Source organism: Pseudomonas sp. 9_2_1, from assembly GCF_059295275.1.
This window is the reverse complement of sequence record NZ_CM181239.1, coordinates 4,799,875-4,819,968: the sequence shown is the minus strand read 5'-3', so window position 1 is coordinate 4,819,968 and position 20,094 is coordinate 4,799,875. Positions and strand designations below refer to the sequence as shown.

16 protein-coding genes and 3 tRNA genes are annotated in these 20,094 nt (G+C 62.4%); 9 read left to right on the top strand and 10 right to left on the bottom strand.

Annotated features, from left to right (window positions below; all coding sequences use genetic code 11):
* Positions 1 to 41: 41 nt before the first annotated feature.
* Complete coding sequence (locus tag AC5O5I_RS21875) at positions 42 to 791, top strand: hypothetical protein (protein WP_494511545.1); 750 nt, start codon at positions 42 to 44, stop codon at positions 789 to 791.
* A gap of 73 nt (positions 792 to 864) precedes the next feature.
* Here the strand turns inward: AC5O5I_RS21875 and rimO are convergent, their stop codons facing one another.
* Positions 865 to 2,196, bottom strand: coding sequence for a 30S ribosomal protein S12 methylthiotransferase RimO (gene rimO / locus AC5O5I_RS21870; protein WP_172219689.1), 1,332 nt, complete (start codon positions 2,194 to 2,196; stop codon positions 865 to 867).
* A 236-nt stretch (positions 2,197 to 2,432) separates the two neighbouring features.
* Here rimO and AC5O5I_RS21865 point away from each other — a divergent pair, with 236 nt between their 5' ends.
* Complete coding sequence (locus AC5O5I_RS21865) at positions 2,433 to 4,343, top strand: potassium transporter Kup (protein WP_494511544.1); 1,911 nt, start codon at positions 2,433 to 2,435, stop codon at positions 4,341 to 4,343.
* Positions 4,344 to 4,478: 135 nt separating this feature from the next.
* Here the strand turns inward: AC5O5I_RS21865 and AC5O5I_RS21860 are convergent, their stop codons facing one another.
* The 5 genes from AC5O5I_RS21860 to AC5O5I_RS21840 all read right to left on the bottom strand — a co-directional run bounded on the left by AC5O5I_RS21860 (position 4,479) and on the right by AC5O5I_RS21840 (position 9,172).
* Positions 4,479 to 5,771, bottom strand: coding sequence for a virulence factor family protein (locus tag AC5O5I_RS21860; protein WP_494511543.1), 1,293 nt, complete (start codon positions 5,769 to 5,771; stop codon positions 4,479 to 4,481).
* Positions 5,771 to 8,413: a bifunctional lysylphosphatidylglycerol flippase/synthetase MprF gene (gene mprF / locus AC5O5I_RS21855; RefSeq protein WP_172287489.1), complete on the bottom strand. Its 2,643-nt coding sequence runs from the start codon at positions 8,411 to 8,413 to the stop codon at positions 5,771 to 5,773. Before mprF ends, AC5O5I_RS21860 begins: the two co-directional genes overlap by 1 nt.
* A 261-nt stretch (positions 8,414 to 8,674) precedes the next feature.
* Positions 8,675 to 8,751: transfer RNA gene (locus AC5O5I_RS21850), tRNA-Met, on the bottom strand.
* Between the two features lie 133 nt (positions 8,752 to 8,884).
* Positions 8,885 to 8,961: transfer RNA gene (locus AC5O5I_RS21845), tRNA-Met, on the bottom strand.
* Positions 8,962 to 9,095: 134 nt separating this feature from the next.
* A tRNA-Met gene (locus tag AC5O5I_RS21840) sits at positions 9,096 to 9,172 on the bottom strand.
* Between the two features lie 221 nt (positions 9,173 to 9,393).
* Between AC5O5I_RS21840 and dinB the strand changes: the two genes are divergently transcribed.
* Positions 9,394 to 10,452, top strand: coding sequence for a DNA polymerase IV (gene dinB / locus AC5O5I_RS21835; RefSeq protein WP_172219750.1), 1,059 nt, complete (start codon positions 9,394 to 9,396; stop codon positions 10,450 to 10,452).
* 41 nt (positions 10,453 to 10,493) lie between these two features.
* Here dinB and AC5O5I_RS21830 read toward each other — a convergent pair whose 3' ends face one another.
* From AC5O5I_RS21830 to AC5O5I_RS21820, 3 genes are all read right to left on the bottom strand, one after another.
* Entirely contained in the window at positions 10,494 to 11,444 is a 951-nt protein-coding gene (locus AC5O5I_RS21830) for a hypothetical protein (RefSeq protein WP_172219681.1), read from the bottom strand.
* Positions 11,445 to 11,464: 20 nt separating this feature from the next.
* Complete coding sequence (locus AC5O5I_RS21825) at positions 11,465 to 13,180, bottom strand: proline--tRNA ligase (RefSeq protein WP_172219679.1); 1,716 nt, start codon at positions 13,178 to 13,180, stop codon at positions 11,465 to 11,467.
* Between the two features lie 160 nt (positions 13,181 to 13,340).
* Positions 13,341 to 14,624 (bottom strand): OprD family porin, encoded by a 1,284-nt coding sequence (locus tag AC5O5I_RS21820; protein ID WP_172219677.1) that lies wholly within the window; start codon positions 14,622 to 14,624, stop codon positions 13,341 to 13,343.
* Between the two features lie 691 nt (positions 14,625 to 15,315).
* On the opposite strand from AC5O5I_RS21820, the gene AC5O5I_RS21815 reads away from it, so the two are divergent.
* Both AC5O5I_RS21815 and AC5O5I_RS21810 read left to right on the top strand, forming a co-directional pair.
* The gene (locus AC5O5I_RS21815; RefSeq protein WP_172285495.1) at positions 15,316 to 15,735 is read left to right on the top strand and encodes an HIT family protein; all 420 of its coding nucleotides are present in this window, start codon (positions 15,316 to 15,318) and stop codon (positions 15,733 to 15,735) included.
* 1 nt (position 15,736) lies between these two features.
* Positions 15,737 to 15,943, top strand: coding sequence for a SlyX family protein (locus AC5O5I_RS21810; RefSeq protein ID WP_172230859.1), 207 nt, complete (start codon positions 15,737 to 15,739; stop codon positions 15,941 to 15,943).
* 54 nt (positions 15,944 to 15,997) lie between these two features.
* Here the strand turns inward: AC5O5I_RS21810 and AC5O5I_RS21805 are convergent, their stop codons facing one another.
* Positions 15,998 to 16,591, bottom strand: a complete 594-nt coding sequence (locus AC5O5I_RS21805; protein WP_172230856.1) for a cold-shock protein — start codon at positions 16,589 to 16,591, stop codon at positions 15,998 to 16,000.
* Positions 16,592 to 16,870: 279 nt separating this feature from the next.
* Here AC5O5I_RS21805 and AC5O5I_RS21800 point away from each other — a divergent pair, with 279 nt between their 5' ends.
* The 4 genes from AC5O5I_RS21800 to aspS all read left to right on the top strand — a co-directional run bounded on the left by AC5O5I_RS21800 (position 16,871) and on the right by aspS (position 19,995).
* Positions 16,871 to 17,344, top strand: coding sequence for a Dps family protein (locus tag AC5O5I_RS21800; RefSeq protein ID WP_003254783.1), 474 nt, complete (start codon positions 16,871 to 16,873; stop codon positions 17,342 to 17,344).
* Between the two features lie 138 nt (positions 17,345 to 17,482).
* Positions 17,483 to 17,812 carry a ribbon-helix-helix domain-containing protein gene (locus AC5O5I_RS21795; RefSeq protein WP_172230853.1) on the top strand — a complete coding sequence of 110 codons (330 nt, stop codon included), beginning with the start codon at positions 17,483 to 17,485 and terminating at the stop codon, positions 17,810 to 17,812.
* A 92-nt stretch (positions 17,813 to 17,904) separates the two neighbouring features.
* The gene (locus AC5O5I_RS21790) at positions 17,905 to 18,126 is read left to right on the top strand and encodes an FmdB family zinc ribbon protein (RefSeq protein ID WP_016498320.1); all 222 of its coding nucleotides are present in this window, start codon (positions 17,905 to 17,907) and stop codon (positions 18,124 to 18,126) included.
* A 93-nt stretch (positions 18,127 to 18,219) separates the two neighbouring features.
* Complete coding sequence (gene aspS / locus AC5O5I_RS21785) at positions 18,220 to 19,995, top strand: aspartate--tRNA ligase (protein WP_172230850.1); 1,776 nt, start codon at positions 18,220 to 18,222, stop codon at positions 19,993 to 19,995.
* Positions 19,996 to 20,094: the final 99 nt, after the last annotated feature.

Sequence of the window (20,094 nt, the reverse complement as noted above, 5' to 3'; positions counted from 1 at the left end):
GGGTAAGTCCGATCACATACCCGAAGGGTACTGAGGTGCAGATGAGACCCGCGCTTCCTGTTTTCGCCTGCTTGCTGTCTTGTATCAGTGCGCCGGCCTTGGCCGATACCTTTAGCGCCGCCATGGGCATGGACTATTCGAGCGGCGACTATGGCACCGGCACCACTTCGGAGATCTGGTACGTTCCCGTGGTCGGTAAATATGAAACCGGGCCCATGACCTACAAGGTCACCGTGCCCTGGCTGCGCATCACCAACCCCGAAGTAGGCCCCAATGGCGACCCCTTGCCCGGTGGCTGCCGCAATGTCGAAAGCGGGCTGGGCGATACCGTTGCCAGCGCCGGTTATGCCCTGCTCGATGGCAACGATGGCGGCGTGATGCTCGACCTGATCGGCAAGATCAAATTCCCCACTGCCGATGAAGATCAGTGCCTGGGCACCGGTGAGTACGACTACACCGCCCAGGTCGACATCGCCAAGGCCTTCGGCCCTGTCACCGGCTTCGCAACTTTGGGCTGGAAAAAGTTCGGCGACCCGCCCGACAGCGATTTTGACGACCCGGTATTTGTCAGCCTCGGCTTCGCCATACCTGTGGCTACAGGCACGTCGGCAGGCGCCTCCTACGACTGGCGGCAGAAAGTGGTCTCGAGGGGGTCGCAGATCCAGGAGCTCACCCTGTTCCTGACCCACAAGCTCAACCAGCAGTGGAAGGTCCAGCTCTACGCGGTGAAGGGGTTCTCGGACGCCAGCCCGGATGCCGAGGGCGGCCTGATGCTGTTTCACACGTTCTGACAAAAAAAGCCCCTGCCCCGGGCATTCCTGGTGGGGAGTGCCGGGGCGGGGGCTTTTTCAGCTTTCAGACCCGTCAGACAGGCTCAGCCCACATATCGTATTCGTCGGCATCCACCACACGGCAACGGACCTTGTCGCCTGGCTTGAAGCCATGGTCGCCGTCGATGAACACGCTGCCGTCGATTTCAGGGGCATCAAAGAAGCTGCGGCCAACCGAACCCTGCTCCTCGACTTCATCGATCAATACTTCGATTTCCTTGCCGATACGCAGTTGCAGGCGCGCCGTGCTGATGGCCTGCTGGTGGGCCATGAAGCGGTCCCAACGTTCCTGCTTGACGTCATCCGGCACCTCTTCCAGGCCCAGGTCGTTGGCCGGGGCGCCCTCGACTGGCGAATACTGGAAGCAGCCCACGCGGTCCAACTGCGCCTCGGTCAGCCAGTCCAGCAGGTACTGGAAGTCTTCCTCGGTCTCGCCAGGGAAGCCGACGATGAAGGTGGAGCGTATTACCAGCTCCGGGCACTGCTCGCGCCAGTTCTTGATACGCGCCAGGGTACGGTCTTCGAAGGCCGGGCGCTTCATCGACTTGAGCACTTTCGGGCTGGCGTGCTGGAACGGGATGTCCAGGTACGGCAGGATCTTGCCGGCGGCCATCAGCGGGATCACGTCGTCGACGTTCGGGTACGGATACACATAGTGCAGGCGAACCCAGGCACCCAGGCTGCTCAGGGCCTCGCACAGCTCCAGCATGCGGGTCTTGACCGGGCGGCCGTTCCAGAAGTCGGTCTTGTACTTGACGTCGACGCCGTAGGCGCTGGTGTCCTGGGAGATTACCAGGATCTCCTTGACCCCGGCCTTGACCAGGCGCTCGGCTTCGCTCAGCACTTCGCCCACCGGGCGGCTGACCAGCTTGCCGCGCATCGACGGAATGATGCAGAAGCTGCAACTGTGGTTGCAGCCTTCGGAAATTTTCAGGTACGCGTAGTGACGCGGGGTCAGCTTGATGCCCTGTGGCGGCACCAGGTCGATCAGCGGGTTGTGGTCCTGGCGCGGCGGTACCACTTCGTGCACGGCGTTGACCACCTGCTCGTACTGCTGTGGGCCGGTGACCGACAGCACGCTGGGGTGCACGTCACGGATGCTGCCTTCTTCGACACCCATGCAGCCGGTGACGATGACCTTGCCGTTTTCCTTGATCGCTTCGCCGATCACTTCCAGCGACTCGGCCTTGGCGCTGTCGATGAAGCCGCAGGTGTTGACCACCACCACGTCGGCGTCCTCGTAGGTGGGCACGACTTCATAGCCTTCCATGCGCAGCTGGGTAAGGATGCGCTCGGAATCGACCAGGGCTTTTGGGCAACCCAGGCTTACGAAACCTACCTTGGGGGTGGCGGGCGTGGTGGACATGACTAACCTCGGTATTGAATGCAGGTCGCCCGGCCGGAATCGGGGGCGAGCTTGACGGGCGCTTTTTTGCGCCTCTGATCAAAAAGTGCGCAATTCTAGCGAGCGCAGGGGCGCTTGACCAGCAGAAATACGACGAACGCTGCGCTATGCTTCGCGCCTTTACGTCAAGGTGCCTGCGAGCGCTTGGCGGCAGATTGAATATCAAGGGCCGTGATGGCCGCGTGCGGGAGTGGTCGATGTTTCAGGCAAGCAGTCACGCTGAGGGCGGGCACGAGGGCAAGCAGGGTGCGGCGCGGTCGGTGGGCCTGCTCGTGGCGGCGGTCGGGGTGGTGTATGGCGATATCGGCACCAGCCCGTTGTATACCCTCAAGGAAGTCTTTACCGGCGGTTACGGGGTGCCGGTCAACCACGATGGCGTGCTGGGCATCCTGTCGCTGATATTGTGGTCGCTGCTGTGGGTGGTTTCGTTCAAGTACGTGATGTTCATCCTGCGCGCCGACAACCAGGGCGAGGGCGGCACCATGGCGCTGACCGCCCTGGCGCGGCGGGCCACGGCGGCGTATCCGCGGCTGCGCACGTTGATGGTGATCTGTGGCCTGATCGGCGCGTCGCTGTTCTACGGCGACAGCATGATCACCCCGGCGGTGTCGGTGCTGTCGGCCGTGGAGGGCATGGGCCTGGCCTTCGACGGCATCGACCACTGGGTGGTGCCGATTTCGCTGGTGGTGCTGGTGGCGCTGTTCCTGGTACAGAAGCATGGCACCGAGAAGATCGGCAAGCTGTTCGGCCCGATCATGGTCACCTGGTTCGTGGTGCTGGGCGCGTTGGGCGTGCATGGCATTTCCCAGAGCCCGGAAGTGCTCAAGGCGTTCAACCCGGGCTGGGCAGTCAACTTCTTCGTAGTCCATCCCGGCATGGGCGTGGCCATTCTCGGTGCGGTGGTGCTGGCGCTGACCGGTGCCGAAGCACTGTACGCCGACATGGGGCACTTCGGCCGCAAGCCGATTGCCCGGGCCTGGTTCATCCTGGTGCTGCCAGCGCTGGTGCTCAATTACTTCGGGCAAGGTGCATTGCTGCTGCAAAACCCTGACGCGGCGCGCAACCCGTTCTACCTGTTGGCGCCGAGCTGGGCGCTGCTGCCGTTGGTCGGCCTCGCCACCATGTCCACGGTGATCGCTTCGCAGGCAGTCATCTCGGGTGCCTTCTCCCTGACCCGGCAGGCCATCCAGCTGGGCTACATCCCGCGCATGCAGATCCAGCACACCTCCAGTGACGAGCAGGGGCAGATCTACATTGGTGCGGTGAACTGGACGCTGATGGTGGGCGTGGTGCTGCTGGTGATCGGCTTCGAGTCATCCGGCGCCCTGGCTGCGGCCTACGGCGTGGCGGTGACCGGCACCATGTTGATGACCACCATCCTGGTTTCGGCAGTGATGCTGCTGCTGTGGAAGTGGCCGCCGCTGCTGGCGGTGCCGATCCTGCTTGGTTTCCTGTTCGTCGACGGGCTGTTCTTTGCCGCCAACGTGCCGAAAATCGTCCAGGGCGGTGCCTTCCCGGTGCTGGCCGGCGGTGTGCTGTTCCTGTTGATGAGCACCTGGAAACGCGGCAAGCAGATCCTGATGGAGCGTATCGACGAAGGCGCGCTGCCGTTGCCGCTGTTCATCAGCAGTATCCGCATTCAGCCGCCGCACCGGGTCGAGGGCACGGCGGTGTTCCTCACGGCGCGCTCCGATGCGGTGCCCCATGCGTTGCTGCACAACATGCTGCATAACCAGGTGCTGCACAGCCAGGTGGTGTTGTTGACGGTGGTCAGCGAAGACCGGCCGCGCGTGCCGGAGCAGGAACGCTTCGAAGTGGAGGCCTACGGCGACGGCTTCTTCAGGGTGCTGTTGCACTTTGGCTTCATGGACGAGCCGGACGTGCCGGCGGCCCTGAAGCTGTGCCATCTGGACGACCTGAACTTCACGCCTATGCGCACCACCTACTTCCTCAGCCGCGAGACGGTGATTGCTTCTCGGCTGGAAGGGATGTCGCGCTGGCGGGGCAACCTGTTCGCGTTCTTGTTGAAGAATGCCAACGGTAACCTGCGCTTCTTCAACTTGCCGCTGAACCGGGTAATCGAGCTGGGGACCCAGGTCGAGATCTGATGGCTAAAGGGCTGCTTTGCAGCCCATCGCTGGCAAGCCAGACTCCCGCCGGGACCGCGTCATGTTGAATAATTGCGCAGTATTTGTGGGAGCCTGGCTTGCCGGCGATGGGCCGCAAAGCGGCCCCGATTCATGTCAGTTCTGTTCTGCTACGCTCGACTTGCCTTGGCGGGTCTCGATTTCACCAATCAAGCGCTTGGCCAGCGCCGGGTAGTTCTCGTCGAAGTGGTGACCACCCGGCAGCTTCAGGCGTTCGCCCACAGCGGTCTTGTCGGTACAGCCGCTCTCGTCGGTCTCCTCTACGCCATACACACACACCACCTTGGACGCCGGCAGCCTGGCCATCTCCGGCCCGGTTGGCGCTTCCTGGCCTTCCTTGCCCAGCCAGCCTTCAACCTCGATCTCGAAGCTGCCGCTGCGGGCGAAGGCCAGCAGCAGCACCGCATCGATACGTTGCTGGTCCTCGGCTGGCAGGCGGTTGTAGATCGCCGGCAGCACATCCGCACCAAACGAATAACCGGTCAGCACGAAGCGCTTGGTGCCCCACTTCTGCCGGTAGTGCTGCATCAGTTCGGAAAGGTCGGCGGCACTTTGCTCCGGGGTCTTGTGCTGCCAGTAGTAGCGCAGTGTGTCGATGCCAACCACCGGGTAGCCGAGCTTGGCCATTTCCCCGGCCACGTCGCGGTCCAGGTCGCGCCAGCCGCCGTCACCGGAGAGGAACAGGGTGACCGTGTCGGTCGTTTGCCCGGCCGGTACCTCGACCACCGGTATGGCCAGGGCATTGCCATCGTGACCGACCAGGGCCTGGGTCAACTGGGCCTTGAGCACTTGTGGCAGGTGGATGTCGTAGTCGCTGATGCTGGTTTCGGCATTGGCCTGGTCGCGCACGAATGCGGCGCTGGCGTCATCGGGGTTGTCGTTCCAGGCGACGTTCCAGTGGCCGTGGGCAGCCGCTTTCGGCAGCGCGACCTGGCAGCCGGGTTGCTCGACGGTGAAGTCCACGGAAATCGCCCTGGCCTTGTCGTCTGTCTGGGTGGCCAGCCAGCGCCAGGCTTGTGCGGCGCCTGGGCCGATACCGGCGACCAGGGTTGGCTTCTCGGACAGCTGCGCCACGGCCTGGTCCATTGCCTGTTGCTGCCGGGTGCAGTCGTTCGGTGGCAGGATCACCTGCACCAGTTGCGCCTCACCTGCCTGGCTCAGGTCCAGCAGCTGTTTGTCGGTCAGCGCCTGGTCCTGCGGCACGCCGATGGCCACCCGCGCCTTGGGGTGCACGCCAGGGGTGACGCGGGTGATAGCCGTGTCATTGAGGGTGAGTTGCTCCAGGCGCGCCTCGGGGGCGGGGCGGGTCCATAACCAGAAGGCCGCAGCGCCGCCAAGGGCCGCCAGCAGCAGGGGAACAAGCAGGTACAGCCAATAGCGTCGGGTCATCAACGTTTCACCAATCCAGTCAGGCCGCCAGCAATCAGGGCGGCGGTGTCGGCCAGTGCCACCAGCGGGTCGAGCCCGGCTGGCACGGCCATGTAGCGGGGTTCCCAGTCCGGCTGGAACTTGTCCTTGAAGCGCCGCAAGCCTTGGAAGTTGTAAAGCTGCTCGCCACGGCGGAAGACCATGGAGCCCAGGCGTTGGGTCAAGGGTGCACCACGCCGTGGTTGCAAGCCGGAAAGTGGCACCATGCCCAGGCTGAAGCGGGCGTAGTCATGGCTCTTGTAGTGCAGGATCAGGCCGATCATCATGAACTCCATGGTCAGCTTGGGTGCTTCGGGATGCGCACGCATCAAGTCGAGGCTTGCCAGTTCGTTGCCATGGGTTTCCAGCAGGTTGGCGAAGGCCACCGGGCGGCCCTGGAAGCGAATCAGGGCGATGCGGAAGTGCTGCAGGTATTCGGGGCTGAAGCGCCCCAGCGAGAAGCCTTTCTCACGCACATTCTTGCCGCTGAGCCAGGCGTCGGAAATCTCCTTCAGCTCGGCCAGCGGGGCATGACCGTGCTCGTGGATTTCCAGGCTGAGGCCATCGCGCCCGCCGCGGTTCCAGGTGTAGCGCAGGTCTTTCATTTCCTTGCCCTTGGCTTCGAGGTCGAAGCGGCGCAAGTCGACCCGGGCTTCTTCGCCCAGCTTCAGCGCCGTCAGGCCGATGTCCATGTAGAATGGCAGGTTCTCGGCGCGCACCTGGTAGAACACCGGTCGCGCGTGGTGCAGGTCGCACAGGTCGCGGAACTGCCAGATCATTTCTGCGCGCTCCTGGGCCGGGCCGATCGGGTCGTACAACGCCACCAGGCTGCGGCCACGCCGGGCGTACATGAGGAAGGCGTTGTCACCTGGGTGGAACAGCAGCGCCTTGTCGCCGGTCAGCGCCAGGCCACCGTCGGGCTGGTCGGAAGCCAGCAGAATACGGTTGGCGCGTTGCAGCTCTTGTTCATCGGGCAGGTGGATCACTGGTGGGGCGGTACGCAGCAGCCAGGTCAGCGCCACGGCTGCCAGCAGCAAGGCGCTGCCCATCGCCGCGCGCAGGCCACGTGGCGCGTCGGCATCAAGGGTGAACTGCCACCACAGCTGATGGCTGTAAGGCACATCCTGATAGGCGAACAGCAGCAGCCACACCGATGCGCCGACCGTGCAGGCGCTGGCCACCAGAAACACCGGCGAAAACGGTAGCTCCAGCAGGCGGCTAGGGCGGTAGAACGAGCGACGAAACACGGCCAGGAGGATGGCGGTAAACGTCAGCAGGCTCGCCTCTTCCCAGTCAAATCCCTTGAGCAGCGACAGCAGGGCGCCGACCAGCAGCAGCACGGTGGTCAGCAGCCAGGCGGCGGACAGCCGCCGGCGCAGGCCCTGGGCCAACAGCAGGCACAGCACGCCGATCAGGCTGGCGCCGAAGTGCGAGGCATCGATCAGGCGGTGCGGCACCAGAAAGCCCATGTGCTCCAGGCGTGTATCGATCTCCGGCGTGGCGCCGGAGAACAGCAGCACCACGCCGGACAGAAACACCAGAATCGACAGGATCGGCGCGGCCAGCCCGGAGGCGGCCTTGATGGCCTGTTGCGCAAACAGCAGGCGCCGGGCTTCGTTGGCCAGCAGCAACACACAGGCCAGTAACAGCGGCAGCACCACGTAGATCAGTCGGTACAGCAGCAGGGCGGCTGCCAGCGGTGCGGCGCCGAGCTGGTCGGCAAAGGCCGCCAGCAGGATCGCTTCAAACACCCCGACGCCGCCTGGTACGTGGCTGAGCACGCCCGCCGCCAGGGCCAGCAGGTACACCAGCACAAACGCGCCGAAAGGCGGTGCTTCAGGCAGCAACAGATAGAGCACGGTGGCGGCAGCAGCCACATCCAGTGCAGTAATCAGCAATTGCAGGGCGGCCAGGCGGGCGCCGGGCAGGCGCAGCGTGCGGCGACCCAGCTGCACCAGCAGGTTATTGGCCAGCGGTTGCTCTGCCAGGCGCCGGCGGTACAAGCCCAGCACCAGCAGGCCGGACGTCACCAGCACGGCCGTGGCGATACCCGCCAGCAGGCCAGCTGACAAGCCCAGCGCGGTCGAGGCGGCAGGCAGGTCGCTCAGGGTGGCCACGGCGGCCAGCGGCGGCAATGCGCAGCCCAGTGACAGGCTGGCAAACACGGTCATCCGTGCAACTTCGCCCGCGCCAAGGCCCTGGCGTGCATACAGCCGGTAGCGCACCGAGCCCCCTGACAGCATCGACAGGCCGATGGCGTTGCCGATGGCGAAGGCGCTGAAGCCGCCCATCAGCAGGGTGCCCACCGGCAGCTTCACCCCGGCATAGCGGCTGGCCGACCATTCATAGCCCAGCAGGATCACGAAGCCGATCACGGTCGCCAGCAAGGCGCCCAGCAATGACTGGGCCGGCACGCTGAGCATGGCATCGTGCAACGCATAGATGTCCAGCTCGCTCAGCAGGTGGCGGCAGGCAATCAAGGCCATGGTGAACAGCACCAGCGTCACCACCAGGCCGATGGGCTGACGGTAGCGGCTGAGGCGTTCGAGCAAGGGCAGGCGTTGCACGGCACCGGGCAGCGCCGAAGCGAGCGGCACCGGGGGTTCTGGGTTGTGCGAAGTCATGAAGTACCCCGGGCAGCTAGCGCGAGGTGAAGGAAAGGCGCGGCCAAGTGAAAGTCCCTTAGGAAAACGTATCCAATGTTACTCCGACCTCAACCGCTTTCAGCGGCCTGGCCGGGTTAAAGATAGTTCATCCTGGGCACGGCACCTCAAGCCTGCGGGTTGGCTGGAGGGCGGGGAAAATCGAAGTGACGAAAAGACGGAAGGGCAGAAACAACAAACCCCGCGCTGCTGTTACACAGGCGGGGTTTGTTCTGACGAATATGGTTGCGGGAGCCGGATTTGAACCGACGACCTTCGGGTTATGAGCCCGACGAGCTACCAGACTGCTCCATCCCGCGTCAGAGGTGCGCATTCTACAGCGAACGAACATTGTGTCAAGCGATTGTCACTGATATTCGAAAATCTTTTGCTGGCGTGTTATTGCGAGCAAACAAAAAGGCCACTGTATGAACAGTGGCCTTTTCTTGAAGCTGGTTGCGGGAGCCGGATTTGAACCGACGACCTTCGGGTTATGAGCCCGACGAGCTACCAGACTGCTCCATCCCGCGTCTGTGGGGCGGATTCTACAGTTTCCTGAACCTTTGTCAAACGTTAGTTGTTGATTTATCACAATATTCTAACGAGGCCTTTTTCGAGGCCAAAGAAAAAGGCCACTGCGTTAACAGTGGCCTTTTCTCGAATCTGGTTGCGGGAGCCGGATTTGAACCGACGACCTTCGGGTTATGAGCCCGACGAGCTACCAGGCTGCTCCATCCCGCGCCTGTGAGATCGAATTCTACGGATTTACTGCCGGGTGTCAAGCAAATTTTGTAGAAAAACCGTTTTTGTTCAATCCCTTAGCGCTTGATAACCTGACTTGGCCCAGGCGCGGCGGGGCTTTCAGGCCGATTATCGCGTGGCAATGTGGCTGAGCTGTTTCAGAATAGGGCGCATGCGATACTATCTGTATGAATTTACAGTGCTGACGGTCATCCATGTCCTTGCGCAAGATCATCCACGTCGACTGCGATTGTTTCTACGCCGCGATCGAGATGCGTGACGACCCGCGCCTGGCCGGCAAGCCCATGGCAGTGGGGGGCTCTGCCGATCGTCGTGGGGTCATTGCCACCTGCAACTATGAAGCGCGCGCCTACGGGGTACGCTCGGCCATGTCGTCCCGGCACGCACTCAAGCTGTGCCCTGACCTGCTGATCGTCAAGCCGCGCTTCGAGGCCTATCGCGAAGCCTCACGGGAAATCCACACCATCTTTCGCGACTACACCGAGCTGATCGAGCCCCTGTCGCTGGATGAAGCGTATCTGGATGTCAGTGACAGCCAATGGTATGCCGGCAGCGCCACCCGAATTGCCGAGGACATTCGCCGGCGCGTCGCCCGCACATTGCATATCACCGTGTCGGCGGGGGTCGCGCCCAACAAGTTCCTGGCCAAGATTGCCAGTGACTGGCGCAAGCCAAACGGGCTGTTCGTGATCACCCCGGGCGAAGTGGAAACGTTCGTCGCGGCGCTGCCGGTGGCCAGGTTGCACGGGGTGGGCAAAGTCACGGCAGAAAAAATGACCCGGCTGGGCATCGAAACCTGCCTGCAACTGCGTGAATGGTCGCGCCTGGCGCTGGTGCGGGAGTTCGGTACGTTTGGCGAGCGCCTCTGGGGGCTGGCACGCGGGGTGGATGAGCGGGCGGTGCATAACGATAGCCGTCGCCAGTCGGTCAGCGTGGAAAACACCTACGACACCGACCTGCCAGACCTGGCCAGCTGCCTGGCGCGGCTGCCGGAGCTGCTGGACAGCCTGAACGAGCGTATCGCCCGCATGGACAGCAGTTACCGGCCGGACAAACCGTTCGTCAAGGTCAAGTTCCATGACTTCAGCCAGACCACCATGGAGCAGGCAGGGGCGGGCAGGGACCTGGAAAGCTATCGGCAGCTGCTGGGCCAGGCGTTCGCCCGTGGCGGCAAGCCCGTGCGCTTGCTGGGGGTGGGGGTGAGGTTGCGCGACCTGCGCGGGGCGCATGAGCAGCTGGAGCTGTTCCCTCCTATATAAAGAGGGAAAGCGCCAAGGCCGCTGCTTCAGTTCATGCCGGGTTATTGCGCGCCGGGGTCAGCCACCAAGCGGCCAGTAGCCTTGGTCAACGACTGCAGGAATTCCTGCTGCAGTTCAGGGTCGTTGCGCGTCAGCTCGATCAGGCTCTGTTCCATTTCGCTGGCTTCCTCTTCAAGGCCCAGCTCGGACAGGCGCTTGACCCGGTGTACCCACTGGCCGACATCATCATCTTCGAGGTCATCGAAAATCAGCTCATGGGCTTCGAGCAGCTTGTTGCGCAGGGTGGCACTGACCAGCAGGCTGGCGTCGCCACGTACCGCGTTGTCCTCGTCGACTACCTGCAGATGCAGGGTGCCGACGTGGTTGAGGTTCTGTTCGGAGAACGGGCTGTCGAGCAGGTTCAGGCGTAGCACGCCGCTCCTGTCGGTGGTCAGCTCGTGGGTCATCTTGCCGGCCTTGACCTCGACCAGGCGTTCGCTCCAGGGCACGCTGGTCGATTCCTCGCGCTTGCCTTTCTGCACTTCGCTGATCCCCGCCAGGTTCTGCTGGGCGCGGCCGTTGGACGGCACGTTCATGAACGGGTTGAGCCCGTCCACGCCGTAGCTGAGCCAATCGTGGGTGATGCTTTGCGGCAGGTTGCCCAAGGCGAAGACATTGACCACATTGGCGCCGACGCCGGCCACCACCGCCACTGCGCCCAGCGGGATCTCGTAGATCTCCCGCCAGGGCTGGTAGGGTGTGTAGCGGTCATAGCGACGAGTGACTTCAAACTCGGTGACTTCGAAGCGCTTCTGCTCATGCACGCGCACACGTCGCTGCGGAAGCTCCATCACCTTCGGCTCGCCGACATCGATCTGCAGGGTGTGCTCGAGCAGTTTGCGCTCGACGCGCTCCTCATGGTCGCTGCGCTGGGACATCTGGTTGGCGCAGCCGCCGAGGAGCAGGGCGCCAAGTGCGGCGCCCCCAAGGGTAATGGTACTTCGCTTGAACATGATCACTCGTGCATTGGTTATCAGCGGCGAACGCGGGCCTGCAGGAAGGTCAGCACTTCATTGACTGGCAATGGCTGAGCTTCCTGCTCGGTGCGGTGCTTGTATTCCAGGTTGCCGTCGGCCAGGCCGCGATCGCTGACGACGATGCGGTGCGGGATACCGATCAGCTCCATGTCGGCAAACTTGATGCCTGGGCTGGTCTTCTTGTCGCGGTCGTCCAGCAGCACTTCGAAGCCGGCGGCGGTCAGCTCGGCGTAGAGCTTGTCGGTTGCCTCGCGAACCACGTCGGTTTCGTAGCGCAGCGGTACCAGGGCAATCTGGAACGGGGCCAGGGCGTCGTTCCAGATGATGCCCTTGTCGTCATAGCTCTGCTCGATGGCCGCCGCGACCACGCGGGACACGCCAATCCCGTAGCAGCCCATCGACAGGACCACCGGCTTGCCGTTTTCGCCCAGCACCTGGCACTTCAGCGCCTCGCTGTACTTGGTGCCCAGCTGGAAGATGTGGCCCACTTCGATGCCGCGCTTGATCACCAGGGTGCCCTGGCCGTCCGGGCTCGGGTCGCCTGCGACCACGTTGCGCAGGTCGGCAACCTGCGGCACCGGCAGGTCGCGCTCCCAGTTGACCCCGAAATAGTGCTTGTCATCGATGTTGGCGCCGATGCCGAAGTCGCTCATCAGGGCAACCGAACGGTCGATGATGATTTCCAGCGGCAGGTTCAGCGGCCCCAGCGAGCCGGCGCCGGCGCCGATGGCGTCGCGCAGTTCGGCTTCGGTAGCCATGACCAGCGGGTCGGCAACCTGCTCGAGCTTGGTGGCCTTGATTTCGTTCAGTTCATGGTCGCCACGCACGATCAGGGCGATCAGCTTGCCTTGCTCGGCGCCGCGCACGATCAGGGTCTTGACGGTTTTCTCGATCGCCAGGCCGTGGTTTTCCACCAGCTGGGCAATGGTCTTGGCCTCTGGGGTGTCGACCAGGCGCAGCTCTTCGGTTGGGGCAGGGCGCACGGTTTCACGCGGGATGGCCTCGGCCTTCTCGATGTTGGCGGCGTAGTCCGAGGTGTCGCTGAAGATCACGTCGTCTTCGCCGGACTCGGCCAGCACGTGGAACTCGTGCGAGTAGCTGCCACCGATGGAGCCGGTGTCGGCCTGCACTGGGCGGAAATCCAGGCCCAGGCGGCTAAAGATGTTGCTGTACGCCTGGTGCATGCGGTCGTAGGTTTCCTGCAGGGAAGCCTGATCGGCATGGAACGAGTAGGCGTCCTTCATGATGAACTCGCGGCCACGCATCAGGCCGAAGCGCGGGCGGATCTCGTCTCGGAACTTGGTCTGGATCTGGTACATGTTGAGCGGCAGCTGTTTGTAGCTGGACAGCTCGTTGCGGGCCAGGTCGGTGATGACCTCTTCGTGGGTAGGGCCTACACAGAAATCGCGCTGGTGGCGGTCTTTCAGGCGCAGCAGTTCAGGGCCGTACTGCTCCCAGCGGCCGGACTCCTGCCACAGTTCGGCAGGCTGGATGCTTGGCATCAGCACTTCCAGGGCACCGGCGGCGTTCATTTCCTCGCGCACCACGGCCTCGACCTTGCGCATTACCCGCAGGCCCATCGGCAGCCAGGTATACAGGCCAGAGGCCAGTTTGCGGATCATGCCGGCACGCAGCATGAGCTGATGGCTGATGACCACTGCATCGGCAGGAGTTTCTTTCTGGGTGGCGAGCAAATATTGACTGGTGCGCATGGTTAGCCGTGTCGATTGCCTAAGACGTTGAAATAGCCCCGCATTGTACGGGGGCGAAACGATGGCGTACAGGATGCCCCAGGGCGTGACGCTTGTCAGCCAAGAAAAAGCCCGGCGTGATCGCCGGGCTTTTTCAGGTGCGGGGCACTGCAAGCCAGGCTTACAGGATGCTCAGCGGGTACTCCACGATCAGGCGCAGTTCGTCGATCGACGGGGAACCGTAGTAAACGCCATCACCCGAGCGGTAGGTGGCCTGACGGACACGGAAGCTGAGGTCCTTGGCCGGGCCTTCCTGCAGCACGTACTTGACGTCGATGTCGCGTTCCCATTCCTTGCCGCTGTCGGTGGTGCGGGTGGTTGCACCGGTACCGCGAACGTAGCGGGTCATGAAGGTCAGGCCTGGTACGCCGAACTCGGCGAAGTTCAGGTCGTAGCGCGCTTGCCAGGATTTCTCGTCTTCGGCGTTGAAGTCGGAACGGGCAACCGAGTTGGCCAGGAATACCGTGCCGCCACCGTCGACGCCGTAGGCGTAATCGCCGTCGCCGCTGACCTTCTGGTAGGCCAGGGTGAAGGTGTGGGCGCCAATGTTGTAGGCGGCCGAGAGGCTGGCTGCGATGTTGTCCAGGTCGTTGCTGCCGTCGGACTTGCTGACGAACGCGCCGGTACGGTTGTCACCGATGGACTTGGTGTCATAGATGTTGAAGTCGAACACCAGGCCTTGCTTGTCGCTGATCGGCAGCGCCCAGTTGATATTGCCGTACCACTTGCGGAAGTGGTCTTCAACGCGCGAGTAGTACACGCTGCTGCTGAGGCTATCGGTAATGGCGTAGGTGCCACCGAAGACGTTGGCCTCGGTCAGGTTCAAGCTGTCGTGATAGGTCTGGGCCTGTGCGTTCAGCGCGGTGAAGTGACCGGCATGCAGGGTCAGGCCTTTGATTTCGTTGCTGGTGATCAGGCCACCTTCGGCAACTTCCGGCAGCAGGCGGCTGTCGTCGGTGGCAAATACTGGCAGCGCGGTGAACTGGTCGCCGAATTTGAACACGGTGTCGGAAACGCGCAGTTTTACCGCACCACCGCCTTCGGAGTAATCATCTTGCGAGCGGCCGTCGGAGCCGGTCGGGAACAGGCCGGTGCCGGCGCGGCCGCGGCCGCTGTCCAGTTTGAGGCCGAGCATGCCGATGGCATCGATACCAAAGCCTACGGTGCCCTGGGTGAAGCCCGACTCGAAGGTGCCGAGGAAGCCAAGGCCGGTTTCTTCAACGCGGCTCTGGGTGCCGGGCGCGTTGTTGCGGAAGTCACGGCTGAAGTACAGCATGCGGGTCTTGACGTTCAGCTTGCTGTCTTCGATGAAACCCTTGGACTCGTCCTGGGAAGAGGCCAAAGCCAACTGCGAGGTCCCTGCCGCAACGGCCAGGGCGATCATGCTCCACTTCATCACGCGCATCGTGATTTGCTCCTTTGGTTTTTTAGGAAGAGTACCGCTGCGTCCATGTGTTTTAGTTATATGGTGCAGCTCTTTCTTGTTATGTCGGCGAAAATGTATAGCACGCTGACTGTTGTTGGCGATATGGCTATAAGCACTCTTTACGGAACTTTTTTGCCATGTCGCTTTTAGGTAGTTCCATGTCGCAAACCACGCCCCGGTTGAGGGGTCGTACAACCCCAGCGCTGTTTCCGTGACCGTAACAAACCTGTAACTACAGGATCTGTCTGAGGAAACTCCCTGGTGACCAATGCCGCTGTTGTTATTTGTCGCGTACACCTGCCCTTGCAGATGCCGTGCCGACTTGGCGTGAAGGGAATGCAACAAGTGTGCTCAAAATTCGCAACACTTCATGAAATTTTCACAAAACCCAATACCGGGGGTCGGAAAGTCCCGTAAACACGGGGCGATGGCTGTCTGATGGTGTGCCGGAGTCGAGAATCATTAAAATTTAAAAAGCTGTCATGAAAGTCAATGTGTTACCGCAACTAGTTAATCCAGAGTGGTTTGTGGGGTGGCAAGTGTGGTGAAGGGTGGCCGGGGGCCTCATTTTGGTGCGAAAAGTAGCGCTGTGTTACCGCGAACGTGCAGGGTATCCTTGCCAGCCTGTTTTCCGCTTGAAGCGGGTTGGCTTTGCTTAAGGAGATATGCCGTGTTCGTCCTCGATTCGCGTTTGCAGCAGGATTCGCTGGTGCTGGGAGAGTTTGCCTTGTGCCAGCTGCTGCTGAGCAAGGATGCCAACTACCCATGGTTCATCCTGGTGCCCAAACGTGCCGACATCAGTGAACTGTTCGAGCTCGATGCGGCGCAACAACAGCAGTTGTGGCAGGAAACCACCCTGCTGGCCGAAGCGTTGAAGGCCAGTTACGCAGCCGACAAGATGAACGTGGCCACGCTGGGCAATGTTGTCAGTCAGTTGCACATGCATGTGATTGTTCGCCAGCGTGACGACGCCGCCTGGCCAGCACCGGTATGGGGCAAGTGCCCACCAGTGGCCTACACCGATGAGCAGTTGCAAGCCGTTCGTCAGCGCCTGCGGGGGCTGAAGCTTGCCGGTTTCGAGGAGGCCTGAGATGTCGCTGGAAATGCGTATGGTCGAGCTGGAAACCCGTCAGGCGTTCCAGGATGACACCATCCAGGCGCTGAACGATGTGGTAGTCGAGCAGGGGCGTGTGATTGATCGGCTGCAGTTGCAAGTGGCCGAGCTGATCAAGCGCCATGCAGAAATGGTCAGCCAGTACGGCAGCGAAGGGGACGAGGCGCCACCGCCTCATTACTGATTGCTCAAGCCGTTGCGCCGGTATCGCTGATGCGCTACCGGCGCTGAGGCGGGGTCAGCGGCGTGTTACCGCCACCACATCCTCGGCCTGCAGGCCCTTGTCGCGGTGCATCACCGAAAACTCCACGCGCTGGCCTTCGACCAGGATGCGATGGCCTTCGCCGCGAATGGCACGAAAGTGCACGAAGATGTCATCGCCCGAGTCACGGGAGATGAAGCCGAAGCCTTTCGACGTGTTGAACCACTTGACGGTACCGGTATCCCGGTTGCCGGCCTCTTGCGCCGCGTGCTGGCTGTGCCGCGCCTTGCGCGGGCTGCGGGCAAAGCCCACGGCCAGGTGCAGGGCCACGGCCAGCGTCGCGCAGACCAGTGCTGCAAGGTTGCCCATTTCCGGGCGCGCCAGCAGCGTCAGCGTCTGCAGCACCACCGCTACCACCAGCAGGGCGCAGGCCAGGTGCTGCAGTTGTTGCCGCGCACCGCGGTAGTACAGTGGCACCACCGGGGCCAGGATCAGGTTGAGCAGGCCGAGCAGGGTCAGGTAGACCGCGTCCGGTTGCTGCAGGAAGGGTGTCGCATCGGTTTTCAGGCTGGGTATGAGCGATAGCAGCAAGGCTGCCACGCCCGTCACCAGATGGACGATCTTGAACATGGGGTTGGCTCACAGTTGATAAGGCCGATCACAGGAAGAGCTGGCAGCACGGTGCGCATGAGGTGTAAAGCGCGAACACGTGGCAGGCCAGCCTATGCACCCGGCAATGACAGTCCGCACGGGTGGCACCGTGCCTATTTAACAGCAAAGCCTCAGGCTACTCAAACCGCAGGCCATGCCAGCCGATGTGTTGCGCCATGTCATGGGCGGGGTCGGCCAAGTATTGCTACAGTGGACGGCGTCCGCTTGAGTCTCAAGCCTTATGGAAAGGGGAACTTCATGGCAATCGATATCGGTATCAGCGAAGAAGATCGCAAGTCCATCGTCGATGGGCTGTCGCGCCTGTTGTCGGATACCTACGTGCTGTATCTGAAAACCCATAACTTTCACTGGAACGTTACCGGCCCGTCGTTCCGCACCCTGCACCTGATGTTCGAAGAGCAGTACAACGAACTGGCACTGGCGGTCGACTCGATCGCCGAGCGCATCCGGGCCCTGGGCTTCCCGGCGCCAGGGTCGTATGCATTCTATGCGCGCCACTCGTCCATCAAGGAGGAGGAAGGCGTACCCCCGGCCGACGAGATGATCCGCCAGCTGGTCCAGGGCCAGGAAGCCGTGGTGCGCACCGCGCGCAGTATCTTCCCGGTGGTGGACAAGGTCAGTGACGAGCCTACTGCCGACCTGCTGACCCAGCGCATGCAGGTTCACGAAAAGACCGCATGGATGCTGCGTGTGTTGCTCGACGGCAAGTAATTGCCCCAGGGCCAGGGGCCCGGTCGCGCATTCCCGACCGGGCATTCCATAGTCCGCAGGAAGATTTTGCCGCTGTTTTGAGCTCGCCCTTCAGCGCTTCATAGGCCGCCTGGTACCTGTGACGAGGAAGTGTGGCGCATGATGCAAGCGAGCAAACGTGTGGCTAACCAGGGGCGTTGGCCAGGAAAACAGTGCATTGATCCGTTCAAGGCGGATTTCGACATGTTGCAAACCCAGCCGGTGTCACGTTCGGTGCGGCTCAACGGGTTTTCCACCTGTCTGCGCCTGGAGGCTGTCTACTGGGGTATTCTCGAGCGCATCGCCGCCGCCAATCGCTGCTCGGTCAGTGCGGTGTTGTCCTACGTGGACCGTGAAGTGCACCTGCGCCAGGGTGGGGTGCGCAACTTCAGCGGGCTGATCCGGGTAATCTGCGTTGCCTGGCTGCAGGATCCACCAAATTTGCGCTGATCGCCGGGCGGGCTGCGCAGTGCCGGTTAACCATATATAATCCCGCTTTTTGCTGCCCCGGCAGCCAGCGTTGTGGTTGACGAGAGACACCCATGCCCCTTTATGACTATCAATGTGCGTCCTGCGAGCACCGTATGGAAGCGCTGCAGAAAATCAGCGCCGCGCCGCTGACCGATTGCCCGGCCTGCCAGGCGCCGGCCCTGAAGAAGCTGCTGTCGGTGCCGGGCTTCCGCCTGAGCGGTAATGGTTGGTATGAAACCGACTTCAAGACCGGGGCGAAAAAGAATCTTGCAGGCGGCGACAAGGCCGACTGAGTTGAATGCTGTGACCGGGTCTTGCAGTATTAGCCCTCCGGGCGGCCAAGGCCTCCACCGAATACACGAATCACGAGAAGCGAAACCACCATCATGATGCGCAGCCATTATTGCGGCCAACTGAACGAGAGCCTGGACGGCCAGGAAGTCACCCTTTGCGGCTGGGTCCATCGTCGCCGCGACCACGGCGGGGTGATCTTCCTCGACATCCGTGACCGCGAAGGCATGGCCCAGGTCGTGTTCGACCCGGATCGCGCCGAAACCTTCGCTGCTGCCGACCGCGTGCGCAGCGAATACGTCGTGCAGATCACCGGCAAGGTGCGCAAGCGCCCTGAAGGTGCGGTGAACGCCAACATGGCCTCCGGTGGCATCGAGATCCTCGGCTACCAGCTGAACGTGCTGAACGAAGCTGAAACCCCGCCGTTCCCGCTGAACGAATATTCCGACGTCGGCGAAGAAACCCGCCTGCGTTACCGCTTCATCGACCTGCGTCGCCCGGAAATGGCCGACAAGCTGCGCCTGCGTTCGCGCATCACCAGCAGCATCCGTCGCTTCCTCGACGAAAACGGCTTCCTTGACGTCGAGACGCCGATCCTGACCCGTGCCACGCCGGAAGGCGCGCGTGACTACCTGGTACCAAGCCGTACCCACGCCGGTAGCTTCTTCGCCCTGCCGCAGTCGCCCCAGCTGTTCAAGCAGCTGCTGATGGTTGCCGGTTTCGACCGTTACTACCAGATCGCCAAGTGCTTCCGTGACGAAGACTTGCGTGCCGACCGCCAGCCGGAATTCACCCAGATCGACATCGAGACCAGCTTCCTCGATGAAAGCGAGATCATGGGCCTGACCGAAAGCATGATCCGCAAGCTGTTCAAGGAAGTGCTGGACCTGGAATTCGGCGAATTCCCGCACATGACCTTCGAAGAAGCCATGCGCCGCTACGGTTCCGACAAGCCGGACCTGCGTAACCCGCTGGAGCTGGTCGACGTTGCCGACCAGTTGAAAGACGTCGACTTCAAGGTGTTCGCCGGCCCTGCCAACGATCCTAAATGCCGCGTTACCGCCCTGCGCCTGCCAGGCGGTGCCAGCATGCCGCGCAGCAAGATCGACGAGTACACCAAGTTTGTCGGCATCTACGGTGCGCGTGGCCTGGCCTACATCAAGGTCAACGAGCGCGCCAAGGGCGTCGAGGGCTTGCAGTCGCCGATCGTCAAGAACATCCCCGAGGCCAACCTCAACACCATCCTTGACCGCGTTGGCGCCGTTGACGGCGACATCGTGTTCTTCGGTGCCGACAAGTTCAAGGTGGTCAGCGAAGCCCTGGGCGCGCTGCGTATCCGCCTGGGCCACGACTTCGAGCTGCTGACCTGCGAGTGGGCACCGATGTGGGTCGTCGACTTCCCGATGTTCGAAGAGAACGAAGACGGCAGCTTCACTGCACTGCACCACCCGTTCACCGCACCGAAGTGCTCGCCGGAAGAGCTCGAGGCCAACCCGGCCACGGCGCTGTCGCGTGCCTACGACATGGTGCTGAACGGTACCGAGCTGGGTGGCGGTTCGATCCGTATCCACCGTAAAGAAATGCAACAGGCGGTGTTCCGCCTGCTGGGCATCGAGGCAGAGGAACAGGAAGAGAAGTTCGGCTTCCTGCTCGACGCCCTGAAGTTCGGTGCACCGCCCCACGGTGGCCTGGCCTTCGGCCTGGACCGCCTGGTCATGCTGATGACCGGCGCCCAGTCGATCCGTGAAGTGATTGCCTTCCCGAAAACCCAGAGCGCCGCGTGCGTCATGACCCAGGCCCCTGGCCTGGTCGATGCCAAGGCGCTGCGCGAGCTGCACATCCGACTGCGCGAACAGACCAAGGTCGAGTAAGCTGTCCCCGGGCGCATCCACATGGATGCGCCTTTGCGTTTCGGCGCAGGTTTTTGTCCGTCCCGCCCCGTACAGGGGCGGGGCTGTTTGTGATTCAAA

Bases quoted from the DNA above. Each gene is read 5' to 3' on its own strand.
- AC5O5I_RS21875 (WP_494511545.1), top strand. From the start codon at position 42: ATGAGACCCGCGCTTCCTGTTTTCGCCTGCTTGCTGTCTTGTATCAGT.
- rimO (WP_172219689.1), bottom strand. From the start codon at position 2,196: ATGTCCACCACGCCCGCCACCCCCAAGGTAGGTTTCGTAAGCCTGGGT.
- AC5O5I_RS21865 (WP_494511544.1), top strand. From the start codon at position 2,433: ATGTTTCAGGCAAGCAGTCACGCTGAGGGCGGGCACGAGGGCAAGCAG.
- AC5O5I_RS21860 (WP_494511543.1), bottom strand. From the start codon at position 5,771: ATGACCCGACGCTATTGGCTGTACCTGCTTGTTCCCCTGCTGCTGGCG.
- mprF (WP_172287489.1), bottom strand. From the start codon at position 8,413: ATGACTTCGCACAACCCAGAACCCCCGGTGCCGCTCGCTTCGGCGCTG.
- AC5O5I_RS21830 (WP_172219681.1), bottom strand. From the start codon at position 11,444: ATGTTCAAGCGAAGTACCATTACCCTTGGGGGCGCCGCACTTGGCGCC.
- AC5O5I_RS21825 (WP_172219679.1), bottom strand. From the start codon at position 13,180: ATGCGCACCAGTCAATATTTGCTCGCCACCCAGAAAGAAACTCCTGCC.
- AC5O5I_RS21820 (WP_172219677.1), bottom strand. From the start codon at position 14,624: ATGCGCGTGATGAAGTGGAGCATGATCGCCCTGGCCGTTGCGGCAGGG.
- AC5O5I_RS21810 (WP_172230859.1), top strand. From the start codon at position 15,737: ATGTCGCTGGAAATGCGTATGGTCGAGCTGGAAACCCGTCAGGCGTTC.
- AC5O5I_RS21805 (WP_172230856.1), bottom strand. From the start codon at position 16,591: ATGTTCAAGATCGTCCATCTGGTGACGGGCGTGGCAGCCTTGCTGCTA.
- AC5O5I_RS21800 (WP_003254783.1), top strand. From the start codon at position 16,871: ATGGCAATCGATATCGGTATCAGCGAAGAAGATCGCAAGTCCATCGTC.
- AC5O5I_RS21795 (WP_172230853.1), top strand. From the start codon at position 17,483: ATGATGCAAGCGAGCAAACGTGTGGCTAACCAGGGGCGTTGGCCAGGA.
- AC5O5I_RS21790 (WP_016498320.1), top strand. From the start codon at position 17,905: ATGCCCCTTTATGACTATCAATGTGCGTCCTGCGAGCACCGTATGGAA.
- aspS (WP_172230850.1), top strand. From the start codon at position 18,220: ATGATGCGCAGCCATTATTGCGGCCAACTGAACGAGAGCCTGGACGGC.